At 68.0% G+C, this 21,404-nt stretch carries 16 protein-coding genes and 1 pseudogene; 10 read left to right on the plus strand and 7 right to left on the minus strand.

Annotated features, from left to right (window positions below; all coding sequences use genetic code 11):
* Positions 1–53 precede the first annotated feature (53 nt).
* The 4 genes from AAW14_RS08670 (at position 54) to AAW14_RS08685 (ending at position 5,179) form a co-directional block, all read left to right on the plus strand.
* Positions 54–1,862: an ABC transporter substrate-binding protein gene (locus AAW14_RS08670; RefSeq protein WP_265561607.1), complete on the plus strand. Its 1,809-nt coding sequence runs from the start codon at positions 54–56 to the stop codon at positions 1,860–1,862.
* Between the two features lie 89 nt (positions 1,863–1,951).
* Complete coding sequence (locus AAW14_RS08675) at positions 1,952–2,932, plus strand: ABC transporter permease (RefSeq protein WP_265561608.1); 981 nt, start codon at positions 1,952–1,954, stop codon at positions 2,930–2,932.
* 8 nt (positions 2,933–2,940) lie between these two features.
* Entirely contained in the window at positions 2,941–4,002 is a 1,062-nt protein-coding gene (locus AAW14_RS08680; RefSeq protein ID WP_265561609.1) for an ABC transporter ATP-binding protein, read from the plus strand.
* 13 nt (positions 4,003–4,015) lie between these two features.
* Positions 4,016–5,179, plus strand: a complete 1,164-nt coding sequence (locus AAW14_RS08685) for an ABC transporter ATP-binding protein (RefSeq protein WP_265561610.1) — start codon at positions 4,016–4,018, stop codon at positions 5,177–5,179.
* Here the strand turns inward: AAW14_RS08685 and AAW14_RS08690 are convergent.
* Positions 5,180–5,919, minus strand: a pseudogene (locus tag AAW14_RS08690) (class I SAM-dependent methyltransferase). It abuts the gene before it with no gap.
* Positions 5,920–6,062: 143 nt separating this feature from the next.
* On the opposite strand from AAW14_RS08690, the gene AAW14_RS08695 reads away from it, so the two are divergent.
* Positions 6,063–6,566 carry a DinB family protein gene (locus AAW14_RS08695; protein ID WP_265561611.1) on the plus strand — a complete coding sequence of 168 codons (504 nt, stop codon included), beginning with the start codon at positions 6,063–6,065 and terminating at the stop codon, positions 6,564–6,566.
* A 339-nt stretch (positions 6,567–6,905) separates the two neighbouring features.
* On the opposite strand, the gene AAW14_RS08700 is transcribed toward AAW14_RS08695, so the two are convergent.
* The 5 genes from AAW14_RS08700 to AAW14_RS08720 all read right to left on the minus strand — a co-directional run bounded on the left by AAW14_RS08700 (position 6,906) and on the right by AAW14_RS08720 (position 12,971).
* A complete protein-coding gene (locus AAW14_RS08700; protein ID WP_265561612.1) occupies positions 6,906–7,955 on the minus strand; it encodes an ABC transporter ATP-binding protein in 1,050 nt (349 codons plus the stop codon).
* 26 nt (positions 7,956–7,981) lie between these two features.
* Complete coding sequence (locus AAW14_RS08705) at positions 7,982–9,007, minus strand: ABC transporter ATP-binding protein (protein WP_265561613.1); 1,026 nt, start codon at positions 9,005–9,007, stop codon at positions 7,982–7,984.
* 11 nt (positions 9,008–9,018) lie between these two features.
* Entirely contained in the window at positions 9,019–9,999 is a 981-nt protein-coding gene (locus tag AAW14_RS08710) for an ABC transporter permease (RefSeq protein WP_265561614.1), read from the minus strand.
* A gap of 82 nt (positions 10,000–10,081) precedes the next feature.
* Positions 10,082–11,866 carry an ABC transporter substrate-binding protein gene (locus tag AAW14_RS08715; protein ID WP_265561615.1) on the minus strand — a complete coding sequence of 595 codons (1,785 nt, stop codon included), beginning with the start codon at positions 11,864–11,866 and terminating at the stop codon, positions 10,082–10,084.
* Between the two features lie 76 nt (positions 11,867–11,942).
* Positions 11,943–12,971 (minus strand): ABC transporter permease, encoded by a 1,029-nt coding sequence (locus tag AAW14_RS08720; protein ID WP_265561616.1) that lies wholly within the window; start codon positions 12,969–12,971, stop codon positions 11,943–11,945.
* A 489-nt stretch (positions 12,972–13,460) separates the two neighbouring features.
* Between AAW14_RS08720 and AAW14_RS08725 the strand changes: the two genes are divergently transcribed.
* Genes AAW14_RS08725 through AAW14_RS08745 form a run of 5 tightly spaced genes read left to right on the plus strand, consistent with a single transcriptional unit; the run spans position 13,461 to position 19,073 of the window.
* The gene (locus tag AAW14_RS08725) at positions 13,461–15,080 is read left to right on the plus strand and encodes a peptide ABC transporter substrate-binding protein (protein ID WP_265561617.1); all 1,620 of its coding nucleotides are present in this window, start codon (positions 13,461–13,463) and stop codon (positions 15,078–15,080) included.
* 32 nt (positions 15,081–15,112) lie between these two features.
* Positions 15,113–16,036: an ABC transporter permease gene (locus AAW14_RS08730; RefSeq protein WP_265561618.1), complete on the plus strand. Its 924-nt coding sequence runs from the start codon at positions 15,113–15,115 to the stop codon at positions 16,034–16,036.
* Positions 16,029–17,012, plus strand: coding sequence for an ABC transporter permease (locus AAW14_RS08735; protein ID WP_265561619.1), 984 nt, complete (start codon positions 16,029–16,031; stop codon positions 17,010–17,012). The genes AAW14_RS08730 and AAW14_RS08735 overlap by 8 nt, the downstream gene beginning before the upstream one ends.
* A 5-nt stretch (positions 17,013–17,017) precedes the next feature.
* Complete coding sequence (locus tag AAW14_RS08740; protein ID WP_265561620.1) at positions 17,018–18,010, plus strand: ABC transporter ATP-binding protein; 993 nt, start codon at positions 17,018–17,020, stop codon at positions 18,008–18,010.
* Positions 17,997–19,073 carry an ABC transporter ATP-binding protein gene (locus AAW14_RS08745; protein WP_265561621.1) on the plus strand — a complete coding sequence of 359 codons (1,077 nt, stop codon included), beginning with the start codon at positions 17,997–17,999 and terminating at the stop codon, positions 19,071–19,073. Before AAW14_RS08740 ends, AAW14_RS08745 begins: the two co-directional genes overlap by 14 nt.
* Before the next feature lie 152 nt (positions 19,074–19,225).
* On the opposite strand, the gene AAW14_RS08750 is transcribed toward AAW14_RS08745, so the two are convergent.
* Complete coding sequence (locus tag AAW14_RS08750; protein ID WP_265561622.1) at positions 19,226–21,385, minus strand: S9 family peptidase; 2,160 nt, start codon at positions 21,383–21,385, stop codon at positions 19,226–19,228.
* Positions 21,386–21,404: the final 19 nt, after the last annotated feature.

Here is a 21,404-nt window from a genome sequence, read left to right on the forward strand (position 1 = left end):
TCCACGGGCATTTGAAACGCACTGGTGACACACAGAAGATAGGAAACTGAGTGATGAGAAGAGGCGGACTCCAGACATACGCCGCAATCTCGGTGCTCGCGGCCGGAGCTCTCGTGCTCACCGGTTGCAGCAAGGGCGGCAGCGGCAGCGGCGACAACGGCGAGCAGGACAATGCGAACGCCAAGCGCCAGCAGGCCTCCATCAAGTTCGGTGGCGCGGCGGACTCCACCGGCCCCGCCGCCCCGGTTCCCGGCGCCAAGAGCGGCGGCACGATGGAGGTGCTGCAGCGCGACAGCTACGCCCATCTCGACCCGGCGCAGATCTACGTCAACGACCAGGGGTCGCTGGCGCAGCTGATCCACAGAGGCCTCACCGGCTACAAGGCGACCAGCGACGACGGCAGCAAGCACGAGGTCGTCGGCGACCTTGCCACCGACTCCGGTACGACGACGGACGGCGGCAAGACCTGGAAGTACACCCTCAAGGACGGCATCAAGTTCCAGGACGGCACGCCGATCACGTCCAAGGACATCCGCCAGACCTTCGAGCGCCTCTTTGCGCCTTTCATCAACCAGGGCCCGACGTACATCCAGCAGTGGCTGGCCGGGACCAACGGCGCCGACTACCGCAAGTTGCTGAAGGACGGCCCGTACAAGGGCCAGCATCTGCCGAACAGCGTCCTGGAGACTCCGGACGGGAAAACGGTCGTCTTCCACTTCAACAAGCCGCGCCCCGACCTGCCGTACGCCCTGGCCATGGCGGGCTACGCGGTGGCGCAGGCGAAGGGCGACACCAAGGAGAAGTACGACAAGGCACCGGTGGCGACGGGCCCCTACGAGATCCAGTCGTTCAAGTCGGGCAAGTCGATGGTTCTGGTCAAGAACCCCAACTGGGACCCGAAGACGGACCCGATCCGCCACCAGTACGTGGACCAGTTCAACATCACCTTCAACCAGCAGTTCGAGGCGTCCACCAAGGCGCTCCTGGCGGACAGCGGCGCAGACCAGACCGGCGTCAGCTTCAACAACCAGGTCGACGCGGGCAACCTCTCCAAGGTCCTGGCCGACCCCAAGCTGAAGGCCCGGACGATCTCCGGCTTCCAGCCGTTCGTCGGCCAGATGAACATCAACATGAGCAAGCCCGAGATGAAGGACATCAGGGTCCGCGAGGCCATCGCCTACGCCTTGCCGATCACGCCGTTCGTGCGTGCCTTCGGCGGCAGCGCGGCGATGGAGATCGCCGGCGGCCTGATCAGCCCGACCGTCAGCGGCTACGACCCCGCCTTCGACCCGTACGGAAAGAAGAAGAAGCCCGCCGGTGACCCGGACAAGGCCAGGAAGCTGCTGCAGGAGGCCGGCAAGCTCGGCATGAAGCTGACCTTCGGCCACACCAGCACCCCCGAGGGCCAGCAGTACTCCACCGCCATGGCGGCGGGCCTGCAGAAGGCCGGCTTCAACGTCCAGCGCCAGGAGATCCCGGCCGAGACGTACTACGACCAGGTCAGCAAGCTCAACAACAACTACGACATCTTCCACACCGCGTGGGGCGCCGACTGGCCGTCCGCCTCGACCGTGCTCCCGCCGCTGTACGACGGCCGGCTGATCGCCGACGGCGCGCAGAACTACTCGCAGGTCAACGACTCGCACGTGAACAGCGAGATCGACCGCATCAACACCATCACCGACCCGGCGAAGGCCGCGGCCGCGTGGGAGAGCCTCGACAAGTACCTGCTCACGAAGGTCGTGAACGAGGTTCCGACCGGCTACTACAAGCAGGTCCAGATCGCCGGTTCCAAGGTCGGCGGCCTGGTCTACGACGACGTGATCGGCGGCGTCGACCCGCGCCGACTGTACGTCAAGTAACCCCGTCCCCCCGGTATCCGGTGCGTCCGTCGTCCCCCCGGCCGCACCGGCTACCGCCGGGCCCGCTGACGCCTGAGAGCTGCCCCTTCATGCTACGCTTCCTCATCCGCCGGACACTCGGCGCCGTCGTCATCCTCTTCCTGCTGAGCATCGTCACGTTCCTGCTGTTCTTCGGGATGCCGCGGGATCCGGGGCTGCTGATGTGCGGCAAGACGTGCACACCGGCCAACCTCGCGAACATCCACCATGTGCTCGGCCTCGACAAGCCGGTCCCCGAGCAGTACTGGATCTTCCTGCACAACCTGGTGCTCGGCAGCAACGGCTTCGAGCAGGGCCCGTGCCCGGCCCCCTGCTTCGGGTACTCGTACCACACCAACGAGCTGGTCTGGTCCACCCTGATGGACCGTCTGCCGACCACCGTCTCGCTGACCCTCGGCGCCTCGATCTGCTTCCTGCTGGTGGGCCTCGGCACCGGAATGCTCGCCGCCTGGAAGCGCGGCACGCTGATCGACAAGACGGTCACGGCGGGCTCGATGGTGCTCAGTTCGATGCAGATCTACTTCCTCGGACCGCTGGCTCTGGCGGCGCTCGTCTACCAGACCCACCTGTTCGGCAAGCCCTCCTACAACAACTTCACCGGCAACCCGGTCGCCTGGTTCACCGGACTCCTCATTCCCTGGGTGGTGCTGTCCACGATCTTCGCCGCGCAGTACACGCGTATGGCGCGCTCTTCGATGATCGAGCAGCTCCAGGAGGAGCATGTGCGCACCGCCCGCGCCAAGGGCATGTCCCGCCAGTACGTCTTCTTCCGCTACGCCTGGCGCGGTTCGCTGATCCCGCTCGTGACCATCTTCGGCATCGACCTCGGGTCCCTGCTCGGCGGCGCGGTCATCACCGAGTACACCTTCGGCCTGCCGGGGCTCGGCCAGCTCGCGGTGCAGTCGGTCTTCTTCAGCGACCTGCCGCTGCTGCTCGGCGTGATGCTGTTCTCCGCCGCCGTGATCCTGCTGTTCAACATCATCGTGGATGCCTGCTACGCGTTCATCGACCCGCGTGTGCGGCTCGCCTAGGAGCACTCGTGACCACTGTGACCAAGGAATCCGGCGCTCCTGCCCCCGCCGCGGAGGACGCCTTCCTCTCGGTGCGGGACCTGCACGTCAGCTTCCGGACGGAGGACGGCGTCGTCCGGGCCGTGGACGGGCTCTCCTTCGACCTCCGGCGGGGCCGGACCCTCGGCATCGTCGGGGAGTCGGGCTCGGGCAAGTCGGTGACCAACCTGACCATCCTCGGGCTGCACAACCCGATGTTCACCACGGTCGAAGGCGAGATCGTGCTGGACGGCCAGGAGCTGATCACGGCCCGGGAGCCCGAGCTCGAGAAGCTGCGCGGCAACAAGGTCGCGATGATCTTCCAGGACCCGCTGACCGCCCTGTCGCCGTACTACACGGTGGGCCGGCAGATCGCGGAGCCGTTCATGAAGCACACCGGGGCCTCGAAGAAGGCGGCCTGGGAGCGGGCGGTGGAGATGCTCGGCAAGGTCGGCATCCCCCACCCCAAGGAGCGGGCGAAGGACTATCCGCACCAGTTCTCCGGCGGTATGCGCCAGCGCGCGATGATCGCCATGGCACTGGTCTGCGACCCCGATCTGCTGATCGCCGACGAGCCGACCACGGCCCTGGACGTGACCGTCCAGGCCCAGATCCTCGATCTCCTCAAGGACCTCCAGCAGGAGTTCGGATCGGCGATCGTCTTCATCACGCACGACCTCGGTGTCATCGCCGACATGGCCGACGACATCATGGTGATGTACGCAGGCTCGGCGGTGGAGCGCGGTACGGTCGACGAGGTGCTGAGGTCGCCGCAACACCCTTACACCTGGGGCCTGTTGAACTCCATGCCGCGCCTCGACTCGGATCTCGGCACCCCGCTCACGCCGATTCCGGGGACGCCGCCGTCCCTGCTGACCCCGCCGTCCGGCTGCCGGTTCCATCCCCGGTGCGGCTTCCGGGGGGAGGTGGGTGGTACCCGGTGCGTGGACGAGCAGCCGCTGCTGCCACTCGGCCGCGGCGGGGCCTGTCACCTCACGGCCGAGCAGAAGCGGACCATCTTCATCGAGCAGATCAAGCCCCGGTTGCGGTAGGGAGAACACCGTCATGAAGGAAGAGGTCGTGGACGTCACGAAGGACGAGGCCACCCTGCCCGCTCCGCGCGACGCGGCCGCGGACGGGCCGGGGGAGCCGCTGCTGGTGGTGGAGCAGCTGGTCAAGCACTTCCCGGTCAAGGGCGGCTTTCCGATCCGGCGCACGATCGGCGCGGTACAGGCCGTGGACGGCATCGACCTGACCGTGCGCGTGGGCGAGAGCTTCGGTCTGGTCGGCGAGTCGGGCTGCGGCAAGTCGACGACGGGCCGGCTGATCACCAGGCTCCTGGAGCCGACCGGCGGCAAGATCTCCTACCGCGGCCAGGACATCACCCACGCGTCCCGTAAGCAGCTGGCGCCGATCAGGTCCGAGATCCAGATGATCTTCCAGGATCCGTACTCGTCGCTGAACCCGCGCCAGACGGTCGGAAAGATCATCTCCGGTCCCATGGAGATCAACGGGATCCAGCCGAGCGGCGGCCGGGAGGAGCGGGTCCGCGAACTGCTGGAGATCGTGGGTCTCAACCCCGAGCACTACAACCGCTTCCCGCACGAGTTCTCCGGCGGCCAGCGCCAGCGCATCGGAGTCGCCCGGGCCCTGGCCCTGGAACCCAAGCTGATCGTCGCCGACGAACCCGTCTCCGCCCTGGACGTCTCCATCCAGGCACAGGTCGTCAACCTGCTCCAGAAGGTGCAGAAGGAACTGGGCATCGCATTCCTGTTCATCGCCCACGACCTCGCCGTGGTACGCCACTTCTCGCACCGCGTCGCCGTGATGTACCTCGGCAAGATCATCGAGGTGGGCGACCGGGACTCGATCTACACGCGCCCGCGTCACCCCTACACCCATGCCCTGCTGTCCGCCGTGCCCGAGGTGAACCTGGACGGCACCGATGAGGCGCAGCGTGAGCGGATCCGCCTCGCGGGCGACGTGCCGTCGCCGATCTCACCCCCCTCGGGCTGTCGCTTCCGCACCCGGTGCTGGAAGGCACAGGACAAGTGCGCCACGCAGGAACCGCCGCTGGTGCAGATCTCCGGCAACCGGCCAGGTCATTTGACGGCCTGTCACTTCCCCGAGGAGCCCACCGTCGAGGCGCGGGAGGAGGACATCGTCCTGGACCCGGCGCTGGCGGCTCTCGAGGACACGCAGCCGAAGACGGGTGGTGCCGGGGACTGACTAACCGGAGGCTCGTGCCACGGTGACGATCTCGGGGCTGGCGGGGTGAGCGGACCTCGCCCCCAGTCCCCGTACTGCTCGACGGCCGCAAGCCCCGCCCCGGTCAGGAAGCGGGCCAGTGCGTCCGGCCCGAGGAACCGCAGGGTGCTGCGGCTCACCCGCGGCCGGGCCCAGCCGGTACCGTCGAAGGTCTCGGTGAACGTCACCCGGTCCCCGACCACCGGTTTCTCGGCCTCGTGCCGGACGCGTACGTACTCGCCGTTGCCGAACGGCACCTCGCGCACCCGGTCCGCGGTCCATGACTCCCAGGCGCGGGCACCCGGGTTCCGGGTGTCGAACACGAACCGTCCGCCGTCGGCGAGAGCCTCCCTCACGGCGACAAGACAGACCCTCAACTCCTCATCGGTCACCAGCACCTGAAAGGCGTGCCCGGTCATCACGACGAGGTCGAAGTCGCCCTGCCAGGACTGCGAGCGCAGATCGCCGAGCACCCACTCGACGCCGGGAGCGCGCCCGCGAGCCTGCACGAGCATCGCGGCGGCGGGGTCGAGCCCGCACAGCCGCCCGGGATGGCCCCGCTCCCGGGCCCGCGCGAGCAGGGCACCTGTTCCGCATCCGACGTCCAGCACCCGTCGCGCGGACATCACAAGTCCCAGATAGAAGTCATCACTTGGGCCCCACGGGTGGAAAGCGTCGTACAACCCGGCGAGGGTGGTATCGGAGAAGGCGCGGTCGACCATCGCGGCAGTCTTTCAGGTCCGGGCCGAGGCCGGGCGGACTGTATGCGACCTTTGTCGAAGGTGACCGTGACATGGCCGTGTTCGGTCCTTGTCCGGCCTTAACCGTTGGACTTCCGGCGGGCGGCCGAGGATGCTCCGATGCGATGACACGAACCGACACGCCTCCCGCCCGGGACGAGCGCACACAGCTGACCACCTTCCTGGACTACGTACGCGCGACCGCCCGCGCCAAGTGCGAGCAGGTCTCGCCCGAGAACGCCCGCAGGGCACCCCTGCCCGGCTCTCCGCTGATGACACTGTGCGGACTGGTCAACCACCTGCGCTGGGTCGAGTACTTCTGGTTCCAGGTGATGTTCCTCGGAGAGGAGGACGAGGGACCGTGGACGGACGAGGACCCCGATCGCGAGATGCGGATCGCGGTCGACGTCCCGCTCACCGACCTGCTCCGGGAGTACGAGGAACAGAGCGCCCGCCACCGGGGGTTGGTGGCCGAACACGACCTGGACGCCCTCGCCAGGCGCGCCAGGCGCGACGGCAGTCACCCCGACCTGCGCTGGATCCTTCTCCATCTGATCGAGGAGACGGCCCGCCACAACGGCCACCTGGACATCATGCGCGAACTCGTCGACGGCACTACGGGAGTGTGAGCGGGGCCGGTACGGAGAGACGGCCCCGCTCCACCCGGTCATCCACCGCAGGCCGCCCCGGGACTGCGGCCGTGCGCAGGAGGTGGACAGGGCCCTGGCCCTCGGCGCGCGGCTGCTCGGGGACCCACCCGCCCGGACGGTGGCTGCAGGGTCGTCCTCGCCGACCCCGAGGGCACCGAGTGCTGTGTGGCGCGGGGGGAGTCCGGTCGCCCCGGCACAGGGAGAAGGCCCGCACCCGGAGGGCACGGGCCTTTTTCCCCGGGAACCGGACGTTCGGGCTCGGGTCAATGGGCCGGTGACAGTCCGCTCCGGCGGCTGCGGCCGACGAAAAGGGGTGTGTCAGGCCGCCGCCTCGGGGTCCTTGGCGGCGCGCGGAGCCGGAACGGTCTCCTGCGTCTCCGGGTAGTGGCACGCCGTCAGATGGCCCGGCTTGTTGCCCTCGACCTGTACGAGCGGCGGCATCTCCGTGGCGCACTTCTCCGTCGCCTTCCAGCAGCGGGTGCGGAAGCGGCAGCCCGACGGCGGGTTCAGCGGGGAGGGCACGTCACCGGTCAGCCGGATGCGCTCGCGGGCCGGGGCATCCTCCTCCGCCGTGGCCTCGGGCACGGCGGACAGCAGTGCCCGGGTGTAGGGATGGCGGGGGTTGCCGTACAGGTCGTCGCGGTCGGCGACCTCGACGATCTTGCCGAGGTACATCACGGCGACGCGGTGCGAGAAGTGGCGTACCACGGCGAGGTCGTGGGCGATGAAGACGAACGCGATACCGAGGTCCTTCTGCACCTTCTGGAGCAGGTTGACGACCTGTGCCTGGATGGAGACGTCCAGGGCGGAGACGGGTTCGTCGGCGACGATCAGCTTGGGTTCCAGGGCCAGGGCCCGGGCGACTCCGATGCGCTGGCGCTGGCCGCCGGAGAACTCGTGCGGGAAGCGGTTGTAGTGCTCGGGGTTGAGGCCCACGATCTCCAGCAGTTCGCGGACCCGCTTCTCCCGGCCGCCGCTCGGCTGGATCCCGTTGATCTCCATGGGACCGGAGATGATCTTTCCGACCGTCTGGCGCGGGTTCAGCGACGCATACGGGTCCTGGAAGATCATCTGGATCTCGGAGCGGATCGGTACGAGGTCCTTGCGGCCGGCGTGGGTGATGTCCTGGCCGCGGTAGGAGATCTTGCCGCCGGTCGGCTCGAGTAGGCGGGTGATCAGCCGGCCCGTCGTCGACTTGCCGCAGCCCGACTCGCCGACCAGACCCAGGCTCTCGCCCTCGGACACCTGGAAGTCGAGTCCGTCGACCGCCTGCACGGCGCCGATCGTGCGCCGGATCGGGAAGCCGCCCTTGACCGGGAAGTGCTTGGTCAGACCGGTGACGTCCAGGAGGGGGGTGGTGTTGCTCATGGTGGTGAAGTCCCGTCTCTTGTACGTCAGTGGGTCCGGGCCGCGGTGAAGCCGTCGAAGATCTCGCGCTTCTGCTCCGGGGTCAGGTGGCACGCCGAGCCCCGTCCGTCCACGATCTCCAGTGTGGGCCGCTCGGTCGAGCAGAGCCCGCCGGCGACCTTCTCCGCGAAGGCGCACCGGGGGTGGAACCGGCAGCCGGACGGCGGGTTGAGGAGAGAGGGCGGCGAGCCGGGGATGGGGGACAGCGGCACATCGACCGGGCCGTCCAGGCTCGGCATGGAACTCAGCAGACCGAGCGTGTACGGGTGCTGCGGCGTCCGCAGCACCTCCTTCTTGGTGCCCCGCTCCACGCACCGGCCGCCGTACATCACCAGCACGTCGTCCGCGATGTCCGCGATGACGCCGAGGTCGTGCGTGATGAAGATGATCGCCGTGCCGAACTCCTGCTGGAGGTCCTTCAGCAGGTCCATGATCTGGGCCTGGACCGTCACGTCGAGCGCGGTCGTCGGCTCGTCCGCGATCAGCAGCTCCGGGTCGCAGACCAGCGCCATCGCGATCATCGCGCGCTGGCGCATACCGCCGGAGAACTGGTGCGGGTAGTCGTCCACACGGATGTCCGGCTGCGGGATGCCGACCCGGCGCAGCATCTCGACCGCACGCTCCCGCGCCTCCTTCTTGGAGGCGCCGGTGTGCTTGCGGTACGTCTCGCCGATCTGCGCGCCGATCGTGTGGTACGGCGACAGCGACGCCAGCGCGTCCTGGAAGATCATCGACATCGTGTTGCCGCGCAGCTCTTCCAGCTCGCGCTCGGTGGCGGTGATCAGCTCCTTGCCGTCGAGCAGGATCTCGCCGTCGAGTGCGGTGTTCCTGCGGTCGTGCAGGCCCAGGATCGCCATGTTGGTGACGGACTTGCCGGAGCCGGACTCGCCCACGATGCCGAGGGTCTTGCCCTTCTCCAGGTCGAAGGAGAGCCCGTCGACGGCCTTGACGACGCCGTCCTCGGTGGAGAAGTGGACGCGCAGGTCGCGGACGGAGAGGAAGGGGGTGCTCATGGTCTCTCTCCTTACGCGAGGCGAACGCGCGGGTCGATGAGGGCGTACACGGAGTCGACGATGATGTTGAAGACGACGATCGCCGCCGCGGCCACCAGGACGACGCCGAGCAGCATCGGCAGGTCGTTGGTGCTGACCGCCTTCACGGAGAGCAGACCGAGGCCCTGCAGGCTGAAGGTCGACTCGGTGATGATGGCACCGCCGAGCAGTGTGCCGAGGTCGAGGCCGAAGATGGTGACGATCGGGCCCATCGCGCCGCGCCAGGCGAAGCGGAAGAATACCGTCCGGCGGGAGAGGCCCTTGGCGCGGGCCGTGCGGACGTAGTCCTCGCTGAGCGTCTCGACCATCTGGGAGCGCGTCATACGGGTGTAGTTGGCGGTGAAGATCAGGGACAGCACCAGCCACGGCACCAGCAGACCCGCCGCCCACTTGGCCGGGTCCTCCGTGAACGGCGTGTAGTTCGCGCGGTCCAGCAGGTGCAACTGGTCGACCAGCAGGTAGGTGGCGAAGATGCCGACGACGTAGATCTGCATCGAGGAGGCGATCAGCGAGGCGGAGCTCGCGACCTTGTCCAGCGTCTTGCCCTGCTTGACGGCGGCCAGCATGCCGGTGCCGATACCGAAGATCAGGAAGACCACGGAGCTGCCGATGGCAAGCGAGATCGTGGTCGGGAAGCGGTCCAGGATGGTGGACAGCACCGGCTCGCGGTTCTGGAACGAATAACCGAGGCACGGCGCCGGGCAGTGCCCGAACGAGGTGTACTCACGCCCCACGAACAGGCCCTTGAGCCATTCCCAGTACTGCACGGGGAGCGGGTCGGCGATCCCCAGGTTCTTCCGCACCAGGGCCAGTGTCTCCGGGGTGCAGACCTTGCCGCACGCGATGCGGGCGGGGTCGCGCGGGGCGGCGTAGAACAGGACGAACACCAGGGCGCTGATGATCAGCATGATCACAGCGGCGCCGAGGGTCCGGCGGACAAGGAAGCGGAACATGGCAGTTGGGTTTTCCTGACGGATGCCGTAGGGGGTGAGAAGGCGGGGCGGCACCGGGGCCGCCCCGCCAGGAGGCCGTACGTCAGGCCTTCACGAAGGTCTTGTACAGCAGGGTCGCGGAGAAGTTCGGGTCGAACTGGGCACCGCCGACCTTCGAGCCGAACAGGTAGAAGCGGCGCTGGAAGGTCTCCGGGATGATCGGAGCCACTTCCTGCATGATCCGCTTGTCCAGGGCGGCCCAGGCCTTGCCCGCCTCCTGCTGGTCCGAGATGACGGCGTTCTTCTTGATCGCGTCGTTGATCCAGCTGATGTTGGTCTGCGAGACGTTGTTCTGGCCGTTGCCGATGGCCCCGCCGTCGAACAGCGGCTGGATCATCGTGAAGGCGGTCGGCCAGTCCGGGGACCAGCCGCCCCACATCACGTCGAAGCTGTTGTTGATCTGCTGGATCTGGTCGTAGTACGACGTCGAGTCGACCGGCTTGATGATCGGGGTGAAGCCGGCCGCCTTCAGCGCGTTCTCGATGACGACCTTGGTCTTGAGATAGGTCGGGTCCTGCGGGAAGGCATAGACGATCTTCATGCCCTCCTTGCCGGCCTCCTTCAGCAGCGCCTTGGCCTTGTCCGGGTCGCCCTGCGGCTTGGTCAGCTTGCCGTAGAGGTCGTACTTCTCGTACCCGATGATGTCGGGGCTGAGGATCGAGGTCGCGAAGTCACCGGCGGACGGACCGCCGTAGATCTGCCGGATCTGCTGCAGCGGCCAGGCGTGGATGAGCGCCTGACGGACCTTCAGGTCGGTGACGCGCTTGGTGTTGATCCAGTAGTAGTAGGAGCCGGTGAGCAGGCCGTTGAAGCTGCGCTTCTTCAGCTGCGGGTCGGTGAGCACCTTCTGGATGCGCTCGGCCGGGACGCCCTTGTAGATCGACACCGCGTACTGGTCGTTGCCCTGGTCCGCGATGAGACGGTCGGTGCCGGCCAACGTCTCGACGCCGAAGTCGAACTCGAAGCCGTCCGGGTAGGCGTTGCGGATCGAGTCGGTCGCCGGGTCCCAGTACTTGTTGCGGACCAGGACCATCGACTTGTCGGTGGTGTGGGCCTTGATCTTGTACGGACCGCAGGCCACCGGCTGCTTGTCGTACTTCTCCTTGGTGTCGAGCTTCACCGGCACGGCGGCGTAGGAGTGCATCGCCACCGTGAAGTTGAAGTCCGGCTTGGGCTCCGCCAGGTTGAAGGTGATCGTCTTCTTCGCCTTGTCGGTGACGATCGAGTCCAGGTGCTTGCCGCCGTACGGACCCGGGTAGGCGTCACGCCACTTGCCGCCCTTGCCGGTCAGCGCCGCCTGGGCGTAGGTGGCGCCCTCGGTGATGAACGGGGCCCAGGCGCGCTCGAAGCCGTGACGCACGTCGTCGACGGTCAGCTCGCTGCCGTCCTCCCACTTCAGACCGTCCTTCAGGGTGAAGGTCCAGGTCTTGTTGCCGTTGGAGGCGGTGCCGGTGTCGGTGGCCAGGTCGCCGACGAGCTTCTGCTTGCCGGAGGAGTCGATCTTGTAGCCGGTGAGGCTGCGGTGCAGAAGCAGCGCGACCGTCGAGTTGTACGCGAAGTAGATGCGCTGCGGGTCGAGGTGCGAGAAGTCGTCGGGCGCGATGCCGTAGATCGTGCCGCCCTTCTTCGCGCCCGGGATCTCCGGGGCGGGGCCGGTCGAGTCGGCTTTGGAGCCGACGGTGACCTTGGCACCCGTGTACTCGGTGGCGCCCGCGTTCGGGGTGCCGTTGCCGCCGCCCGCGTTACCGCTGCTGCACGCGGAGAGCAGCGTCGAGCCTGCGGCCGCGACAGTGGTGGCGATGACGAAGTTTCTGCGGGAAAGAGACATGGCTGACCCGTTCGTAGTGGAGGAGGGAGGTGGCGGATCCCCGGCCGGGCCCCGTCGCCCTGGCCGGGAGGAGAACTCAGCGCTTGGTCTTCGGGTCCAGTGCGTCACGGACCGAATCACCGAGGAGGTTGAAGGCCACGACGAAGATCACCATCGAGAGGCCCGGGAAGAGCATGAAGGTGATGTCGTCCTGGTAGTACTTGGCGCCGTTCTGGATCATCACGCCCCAGTCGGGGGTGGGGTCCTGAAGGCCGACGCCGAGGAAGGCGAGTGCCGCCTCGGTCGTGACGTAGGTCGGGAGCAGGAGCGTCGCCTGGATGAGGATCGGAGTCCAGAGGTTCGGCAGCAGCTCCTTGAAGATGATGCGCGCCGGGGACGCGCCGGTCACTTTGGCCGCCTCCACGAACTCGCGCTCCCGCAGGGCGAGTACCTCGCCGCGCAGCAGACGGGCGATGGAGGCCCAGCCGAAGGCGGTCATCACGAGGATGAGGCTGGTGACAGTGAGCCAGACCGGGGTGTTCTCCTCCGGCGACACGAAGATCGCCAGTACGACCGGCCAGAAGGCGATGAAGAACAGGGTCTGCGGGAAGGCCAGCAGGATGTCGATCACTCGCCCGACGAGGTAGTCCGTCTTGCCGCCCAGGTAGCCGGCGGTGATGCCGACCACGACGCCGAGCAGGGTCGTCAGCAGGGCGGCGGCGGCCGCGATCAGCAGCGAGTTGCGGATGCCGTAGAAGAGGAAGGTGAAGACGTCCCGCCCGAGCTGCGGTTCGATGCCGAACCAGAAGTCGGAGCTGATGCCGCCGTTGGGCTTCACCGGGAAGTTGAACTCGTTCAGCAGGCCCGGCGTGTTCATCCCGTACGTCGTGTACGGGTCCTTGCCGTACAGCTTGGCGATCAGCGGCGCTGCGATACCGAGGACGAAGAAGAGGACCACCACGTACGCGGATATGACGCCCGTCCGGTCCCGCTTGAAACGGCTCCAGGCGAGCCGTCCCGGCGAACGGCTCTCATTGCCTTTGGGGGCCGAGGACTTCGCCGGTGTCGCGCTGTCTTCGTCGGTCACCTCGAGAGGGGCGGCCGGGGAAGGGGTTGGGGGGGTCATGATGCTCCGGGCCTTGTGGGTCAAGGCTCCGCAGGGCGCTCCCTACGGGCTACGCCGGACTTTTTCAACGCAATTCATTCACGGTCAATAAATTCTCGGTCTACTTGGGCTTCTCTTTGCTTTCTTTGCCCGTGCTTGATCATTCTGTAGCTACGCGGGTAGCGCGTTGTGATCGTTCCGTGTCCTTGGCTGGATCAACAGGGCAAAACTGGCAATGAGTTCGATATACGGACAGGAGTGTGTCGAAATGTGCACATCGAGGGCACTCTAGCCAACGGTTCGGCATCGATGGGCGAAGATCCGTTGCTTTGCCCGGTCAAGATCCGTTTCCGGGTCCGATGAGGCGATGCCTCCGGTTGCCTGCCATCCGAATGATGTCTTGATCAAGCGGTGGCGTGAATGAGCGGTATTTCGGCCAAACACTGATATTGACCGATAACAAATAGCGTCCCGACGCCGAGCGGACCGCGCATTCCGAGGAGGCACGCCATGCGGGGAGCCAGGCACGCCGGATGGGCGGCGGCCGCGGCCGCGGGGGCCCTCGCGGCGGCGGCCTGCGGTGGGGGCGCGGCCGGTCCCGGCCCCGGAGTGCTCAGTTCCTCCTGGGGCGACCCGCAGAACCCGCTGGAACCGTCCAACACCAATGAGGTCCAGGGCGGCAAGGTCCTCGACATGATCTTCCGCGGGCTGAAGCGCTACAACCCCAGGACCGGCGCGGCCGAGAACATGCTCGCCGAAAGGATCGAGACCCCGGACTCGCGGAACTTCACCATCACGGTCAAGGACGGCTGGACGTTCAGCAACGGGGAGGCGGTGACCGCCCGGTCCTTCGTCGACGCCTGGAACTACGGCGCGAGTCTGAAGAACAACCAGAAGAACGCCTACTTCTTCGGATACATCCAGGGGTACGACAAGGTCCACCCGGAGACCGGCGCCCAGACCGCCGACACCCTCTCCGGGCTCAGGGTGACCGGCCCCCGTACCTTCACCGTCCGGCTCAACCAGAAGTTCTCGACGTTCCCCGACACCCTCGGCTACGTGGCCTTCTCCCCGCTGCCCAGGGCCTTCTTCGACCACCACACGGACTGGGTGAAGAAGCCGGTCGGCAACGGCCCGTACCTGGTGAGGTCCTACACCAGGGGCTTCCAGATGTCCCTCAGGAAGTGGGAGGGCTACCCCGGCGCGGACAGGGCCCGGAACAACGGAGTTGACCTGAAGGTCTACACCGACACCAACACCGCCTACACCGATCTGCTGGCCGGCAACCTCGACCTCGTCGACGACGTGCCCGCCCCGCAACTCAAGTTCGTCAAGGCCGACCTGGACGGCCGGTACATCAACGCCCCGGCCGGAATCATCCAGACCCTCGCCTTCCCGTACTACGACCCGAGGTGGGACAAGCCCGGGCTGGAGAAGGTCCGCACGGGCCTGTCCATGGCAATCAACCGGGACCAGATCACCGACACGATCTTCCACCGCACGCGCACCCCCGCCAGCGACTGGACCTCTCCGGTCCTCGGCACGGACGGCGGCTTCAAGGCGGGGTTGTGCGGCGCCGCCTGCACCTACGACCCCGGCCGGGCCAAGAAGCTGGTCCAGGAGGGCGGCGGGCTGCCCGGCGGCCAGGTCAGGATCACCTACAACGCGGACACGGGCTCGCACCGGGAATGGGTCGACGCCCTGTGCAACTCCATCAACAACGCCCTCGGCAACGACAAGGCCTGCGTCGGCAACCCGGTCGGCACATTCGCCGACTTCCGCAACCAGATCGGCCAGCACAAGATGCAGGGCCCGTTCCGGGCCGGCTGGCAGATGGACTACCCGCTCATCCAGAACTTCCTGCAGCCGCTTTACTACACCAACGCCTCCTCAAACGACGGCAAGTGGTCCAACAAGGGCTTCGACAAGCTCATCGACCGGGCGAACGCCGAGAGCGACAGGGTGCGGGCCGTGCGGCTGTTCCAGCAGGCCGAGGCGGTCGTGCGGGACAACATGGCCGCCATCCCGCTCTGGTACCAGAACGGCAGTGCGGGCTACACGCAGCGCCTGTCGCATGTGGCGCTCAACCCGTTCAGCGTCCCCGTCTACAACGAGATCAGGGTCGGCTGAGCCACCGGCTGCCCGCTACCCCCGGAGGCCCCATGGGACGGTACGTCGCCCGGCGTCTGCTGCAGATGATCCCGGTCTTCGTCGGCGCCACCCTGCTGATCTTCCTGATGGTGAACGTCATGGGCGACCCCATCGCGGGCCTGTGCGGCGAGCGGAGCTGCGACCCCGCCACGGCCGCCCAGCTGCGTCGGGAGTTCGGCCTCGACAAGCCCCTGTGGCAGCAATACGCGACCTACATGGGCAACGTCTTCACCGGTGACTTCGGCACCGCCTTCAACGGGCAGAAGGTCACCGAGCTGATGGCGACGGCCTTCCCCGTCACCATCCGGCTGACCGTCGTCGCGATCCTCTTCGAGATCGTCATCGGCATCGTGCTCGGTGTGGTCACCGGTCTGCGCCGCGGACGGCCCGTCGACACCGGGGTCCTGCTGCTCACCCTCGTCGTGATCTCGGTGCCGACCTTCGTCACCGGTCTGCTGCTCCAGCTGCTGCTCGGCGTCCAGTGGGACTGGATCAGACCGTCGGTCTCCCCGGACGCCACCTTCGGCGAGCTGATCGTGCCGGGCCTCGTCCTCGCGTCCGTCTCCCTCGCCTACGTCACCCGGCTGACCCGGACCACCATCGCCGAGAACAAGCGGTCCGACTACGTCCGCACCGCCCTCGCCAAGGGGCTCCCGCGCCGCCGTGTGATCACCCGGCATCTGCTGCGCAACTCGCTCATCCCCGTCGTCACCTTCATCGGCACCGACATCGGCGCCCTCATGGGAGGCGCGATCGTCACCGAGCGGATCTTCAACATCCACGGTGTCGGCTACCAGCTCTACCAGGGCATCCTCCGGCACAACACCCAGACGGTGGTCGGCTTCGTGACCGTCCTCGTCCTGGTCTTCCTGGTCGCCAACCTGCTCGTCGACCTCCTGTACGCCGTACTCGACCCGAGGATCCGCTATGCCTGAGCAGCCGCCGTACGAGCCCGAGGGCGCCGTCGCCGGGACCGGCATGGGCGGCGCCATGGACCTCGCCGCGAGCGAGGCGAGCACCCTGCAGAGGGCACCGGGCGGCCCCGTGGGGACCGGCCCGGCGGGCAGACCGCGCAGCCTGTGGTCCGACGCCTTGCGGGACCTGTGCCGCAACCCCGTCTTCATCATCTCCGGGCTGGTGATCCTCTTCCTCGTCGTCATCTCGATCCGGCCGTCCCTGATCACCTCCGGCAACCCCCTCACCTGCGAGCTGTCCAAGGCCCTGGAAGGCTCCCAGCCGGGCCATCCCTTCGGGTTCGACGGCCAGGGCTGCGACGTGTACACGCGGACCGTCTACGGCGCCCGAACGTCGGTCACGGTCGGCGTCTGTGCCACGCTCGGCGTCGCGCTCCTCGGCTCGGTCCTGGGCGGGCTCGCCGGCTTCTTCGGCGGAGGGTGGGACTCGATCCTGTCCCGGCTCACCGACGTCTTCTTCGCCATCCCGGTCGTGCTGGGCGGTCTGGTCCTCCTTTCCGTGGTGACCAGCAATACGGTCTGGCCGGTCGTCGGGTTCATCGTGCTGCTGGGGTGGCCGCAGATCTGCCGTATCGCCCGCGGCTCGGTCATCTCCGCCAAACAGCACGACTACGTCCAGGCCGCCCGCGCCCTCGGCGCCTCCAACTCCCGCATCCTGCTACGGCACATTGCCCCCAACGCCGTCGCGCCGGTGATCGTCGTGGCGACCATCGCGCTCGGCACCTACATCGCGCTGGAGGCGACCTTGTCGTACCTCGGTGTCGGGCTGAAGCCGCCGAGCGTCTCCTGGGGGATCGACATCTCCGCCGCCTCCCCGTACATCCGCAACGCCCCGCACGCGTTGCTGTGGCCCGCAGGTGCCCTCGCGATCACCGTGCTCGCGTTCATCATGCTCGGCGACGCGGTGCGCGACGCCCTCGACCCGAAGCTGAGGTGACGGCGGTGCTGCTCGAAGTGCGCGACCTGCACGTGGAGTTCCGGATGCGGGACGGGGTGGCCAAGGCCGTCAACGGGGTCGGTTTCGCGGTGGACGCGGGCGAGACGCTCGCCGTTCTCGGCGAGTCCGGCTCCGGAAAGTCGGTCACCGCACAGGCCGTCATGGGGATCCTCGACACACCGCCCGCCAGGATCACCGGCGGTGAGGTCCTCTTCCGGGGGCAGGACCTGCTCACCCTGAAGGAAGAGGAGCGGCGCAGGGTCCGCGGCGCCGGGATGGCCATGATCTTCCAGGACGCCCTGTCCGCCCTCAACCCCGTGCTCTCCGTGGGCGACCAGCTCGGCGAGATGTTCGTCGTGCACCGGGGAATGTCCAAGAAGGACGCCCGCGCCCGGGCCGTCGACCTGATGGACCGGGTACGGATCCCGGCCGCCGCGCAACGCGTGCGCGACTATCCGCACCAGTTCTCCGGCGGTATGCGCCAGCGCATCATGATCGCCATGGCGCTGGCGCTGGAGCCCGCGCTGATCATCGCGGACGAGCCCACCACCGCCCTGGACGTCACTGTCCAGGCCCAGGTCATGGATCTGCTCGCCGACCTCAGGCGCGAGTACCGCATGGGCCTCATCCTCATCACCCACGACCTCGGCGTCGTCGCGGACGTCGCCGACCGGATCGCCGTCATGTACGCGGGCCGGATCGTCGAGTCCGCACCCGTGCACGACATCTACAAGGCGCCCGCCCACCCGTACACCAGAGCCCTGCTCGACTCCATCCCCCGCCTCGACCACAGGGGCCGGCAGCTCTACGCCATCAAGGGCCTGCCGCCGAACCTCATGAACATCCCGCCGGGCTGCGCCTTCCACCCCCGCTGCCCGATGGCCCGGGACGTGTGCCGGACCGACGTACCGCCGCTCTACGAGGTCGTCGACGAAGGGGTGAGCGAGCGGGTGAGCGCGTGCCACTTCTGGAGGGAGTGCCTGCATGGCCGGTCCTGAGCCGATTCTGGAGGTGAGCGGGCTGGTGAAGCACTACCCGCTCACCCGGGGCATCCTCTTCAAGAAGCAGATCGGCGCGGTCAAGGCGGTCGACGGCGTCGACTTCGTCCTTGCCCGGGGCGAGACCCTCGGCATCGTCGGCGAGTCCGGCTGCGGCAAGTCCACGCTCGCCAGGCTGCTGGTCAACCTGGAGAAGCCGACCGCCGGTTCGATCCGGTTCAAGGGCGAGGACATCACCAGACTCTCCGGGCGGGCCCTCAAGTCCGTACGCCGCAACATCCAGATGGTGTTCCAGGACCCGTACACCTCCCTGAACCCCCGCATGACCGTGGGCGACATCGTCGGTGAGCCGTACGACATCCACCCCGAGGCAGCGCCCAAGGGCGAGCGGCGCCGCCGGGTGCAGGAGCTGCTCGACGTGGTGGGGCTCGACCCCGAGTACATCAACCGCTATCCGCACCAGTTCTCCGGTGGCCAGCGCCAGCGCATCGGCATCGCCCGGGGGCTGGCGCTGCGCCCCGAGATCATCGTCGCCGACGAGCCGGTCTCCGCGCTCGACGTGTCGGTGCAGGCCCAGGTGATCAACCTGCTGGCGAGTCTCCAGGACGAGTTCGGACTGTCGTACGTCTTCATCGCGCACGATCTGTCGATCGTGCGGCACATCTCCGACCGGGTCGGGGTGATGTATCTCGGGCGGATCGTGGAGATCGGCAGCGACGAGGAGATCTACGACCATCCCACGCACCCCTACACCCAGGCGCTGCTCTCGGCGGTGCCCGAGCCCGACCCGGAGGCGCGGGAGCGCAGGGAGCGGATCATCCTGAGCGGTGACGTGCCGTCACCCACGGACATCCCCTCCGGCTGCCGCTTCCGCACGCGCTGCTGGAAGGCCCGGGAGCGGTGCGCCCTGGAGGTACCGCCGCTCGCGGTTCCCGAGGAGTTCCGTCGGACGGCGGGGCCGGCCGCCCACGACTCGGCGTGCCACTTCGCGGAGGAGAGGAGCGTGGTGCCGGCCGAGAGTCCGCCGCTTCCGGGGGAGGAGCCGCGCGAGGAGCGAGCATAAGTACACAAATGCGCACGAACTTCGTTAACACGCAGGCAACTTGACCGACGCGATTCCGATATACGGACGCAGCAGAGTGAACAGCGTACGGCCGTGCGGGTGCCGTAAACGGGCCGGGGTGCGCCATGTCACTCCGGCCCGTTGCCGCGGGGTCAGCCCAGTTTCAGGGCACGCCGGAGGAAGTCCCGCTGGAGCAGCAGCAGGTTCTCGGCGACCGTTTCCTGGGGGGTCATGTGGGTCACCCCGGACAGGGGCAGCACCTCGTGCGGGCGGCCCGCGCCCAACAGGGCGGAGGACAGGCGCAGGGAGTGGGCCACCACCACGTTGTCGTCCGCGAGGCCATGGATGATCATCATCGGGCGGGCCGGTTCCACGGCGTCCACCAGGCCCGCGTCGTCGATCAGCGAGTTGCGCCGGTAGATCTCGGGCCGCTGGTCCGGATGCCCCAGATAGCGTTCCTCGTAGTGGGTGTCGTACAGCCGCAGATCGGTCACCGGCGCGCCGACCACGGCCGCGTGGAAGACGTCCGGGCGGCGCAGCACCGCGAGCCCGGCCAGATAGCCGCCGAAGGACCAGCCGCGGATCGCGACCCGGGTCAGATCGAGCGGGAAGTCGCCGGCCAGCGCGTGCAGCGCCTCGACCTGGTCCTGGAGCACGACCTCGGCCAGCTCGTCCTTCACGGCCTTCTCCCAGGCGGGGGAGCGGCCCGGGGTGCCCCGCCCGTCCGCGACGATCACGGCGAAGCCCTGGTCGGCGAACCACTGCGAGGTCAGATGCGCGTTGTGCGCGGCCACCACGCGCTGTCCGTGCGGGCCGCCGTAGGGGTCCATGAGGACGGGAAGCGAGGCCTCACCGGAGTAGTCCGTAGGCAAAAGCACGGCGCATGGGATTCGTCGTGCGCCCCCCTGCGTGAGCGTCACGCGCGGGGACATACCGGGATCTTCGGTATATGAGGTTACGGTCGCCACCTTCCCCCGGCCTCCGGACGGGGTTACCTCCATGCCTTCGCGCAGTACCTGTACCTGGGCGCCCGGACGGTCGAGAACCGAGGAGGCGAGTACGGTCAGGCCTCCGGCGCGCACCGCCGAGTGCACCCCGGGCTCCTTGGACACGCGCTCCACGCCGAGTTCGTTGACGCGGTACACATGGACTTCGCCCACCTCCGGCTCTGCGGCCCCCTCGCCCGCCGATGCCGACACCAGCACGTCGTCGTCCGACACGTCGAGTACCGCGCGGACGTGCAACTGCGGGCCCGTCAACGGCCGTTCACCCACGGCGAGCACCCGCGCGCCGCCCTCGTCGGCGATCCGCACCAGCTGCCCGGAGGGGCTCCAGCACGGCACCCCGGGGAAAAGTTCAAGCCAATCAGGATCTTCATCCGCGTGCACCATCCGGGTGGCCCCCGTGTCCGGATCCACGGCCAGGAAAAGCTGGCTGCACTGGTCGCGCGCCTGCACCAGAAGCAGCGGCGCAGCCGCCGCTGACCAGTGCACACGCGCCACATACGGGTAGGTCGCACGGTCCCAGACGACCTCCGTGCGCCTCCCGTCGAGGCCCAGCACGAACAGGCGCACGTCGGCGTTGTCGGTGCCCGCCGCCGGATAGGCGATGCGCTGCGGCTCCTGCTCCGGCCGTGCCGGATCGGAGATCCACCACCGGCGCACCGGCGTATCGTCCACGCGCGCCACGAGCAGCCTGTCGGACTCCGGGGACCACCAGAAGCCCCGCGAACGCCCCATCTCCTCCGCCGCGATGAACTCGGCCAGTCCGTAGGTGACCGACCCCGGCTCCGCCACGGGCTCCGGTTCCGCGAGCGCCCGGTCGCCCTCGCCCTCGGCACCGACCACCCGCAGGGCGCCCCTGGCGACGTAAGCGATGTGCCGCCCGTCGGGGGACGGGCGGGGGTCGATCACCGGTCCGGGCACGGGCAGTTCGCGTGCCGTGCCCGCGCGCAGCTCCGCCGTGAAAAGCCGCCCCGACAAGGCGAAAGACGCCAACTCCACGGCCGTGTCGGTGGCATAGCCGACGATGCCGGCACCGCCCTCGCGACTGCGTTCCCGTCGGGCGCGCTCCTCGGGCGGCAGGTGCTCGGCGGCGCCCCCGAGCAGCGTGCCCGGATCGGCCGCCGGGCGTTCGGTGCCGTCCGCCGTGTCGAGGACCCACAACCGGTGTGCGCGGTCCGTACCTGATGTCGAACGCAGGAACACGACGCGGGAACCGTCGGGCGCGACGGTGAACGCGCGCGGCGCACCGAGCGTGAACCGCTGGGTCCGCGCGTGCCGTCGTGGGAAGGAAGCAGCCTCGGTCGTCATGCCCCGACCATATTGGCCA

It is taken from the genome of Streptomyces hygroscopicus, from assembly GCF_026168105.1.
GTDB lineage: Bacteria > Actinomycetota > Actinomycetes > Streptomycetales > Streptomycetaceae > Streptomyces > Streptomyces hygroscopicus_D.

Excerpts from the sequence above, each read along its gene's own strand:
- AAW14_RS08670 (WP_265561607.1), top strand. The coding sequence starts at position 54 with ATGAGAAGAGGCGGACTCCAGACATACGCCGCAATCTCGGTGCTCGCG.
- AAW14_RS08675 (WP_265561608.1), top strand. The coding sequence starts at position 1,952 with ATGCTACGCTTCCTCATCCGCCGGACACTCGGCGCCGTCGTCATCCTC.
- AAW14_RS08685 (WP_265561610.1), top strand. The coding sequence starts at position 4,016 with ATGAAGGAAGAGGTCGTGGACGTCACGAAGGACGAGGCCACCCTGCCC.
- AAW14_RS08695 (WP_265561611.1), top strand. The coding sequence starts at position 6,063 with ATGACACGAACCGACACGCCTCCCGCCCGGGACGAGCGCACACAGCTG.
- AAW14_RS08700 (WP_265561612.1), bottom strand. The coding sequence starts at position 7,955 with ATGAGCAACACCACCCCCCTCCTGGACGTCACCGGTCTGACCAAGCAC.
- AAW14_RS08705 (WP_265561613.1), bottom strand. The coding sequence starts at position 9,007 with ATGAGCACCCCCTTCCTCTCCGTCCGCGACCTGCGCGTCCACTTCTCC.
- AAW14_RS08710 (WP_265561614.1), bottom strand. The coding sequence starts at position 9,999 with ATGTTCCGCTTCCTTGTCCGCCGGACCCTCGGCGCCGCTGTGATCATG.
- AAW14_RS08715 (WP_265561615.1), bottom strand. The coding sequence starts at position 11,866 with ATGTCTCTTTCCCGCAGAAACTTCGTCATCGCCACCACTGTCGCGGCC.
- AAW14_RS08720 (WP_265561616.1), bottom strand. The coding sequence starts at position 12,971 with ATGACCCCCCCAACCCCTTCCCCGGCCGCCCCTCTCGAGGTGACCGAC.
- AAW14_RS08725 (WP_265561617.1), top strand. The coding sequence starts at position 13,461 with ATGCGGGGAGCCAGGCACGCCGGATGGGCGGCGGCCGCGGCCGCGGGG.
- AAW14_RS08730 (WP_265561618.1), top strand. The coding sequence starts at position 15,113 with ATGGGACGGTACGTCGCCCGGCGTCTGCTGCAGATGATCCCGGTCTTC.
- AAW14_RS08735 (WP_265561619.1), top strand. The coding sequence starts at position 16,029 with ATGCCTGAGCAGCCGCCGTACGAGCCCGAGGGCGCCGTCGCCGGGACC.
- AAW14_RS08745 (WP_265561621.1), top strand. The coding sequence starts at position 17,997 with ATGGCCGGTCCTGAGCCGATTCTGGAGGTGAGCGGGCTGGTGAAGCAC.
- AAW14_RS08750 (WP_265561622.1), bottom strand. The coding sequence starts at position 21,385 with ATGACGACCGAGGCTGCTTCCTTCCCACGACGGCACGCGCGGACCCAG.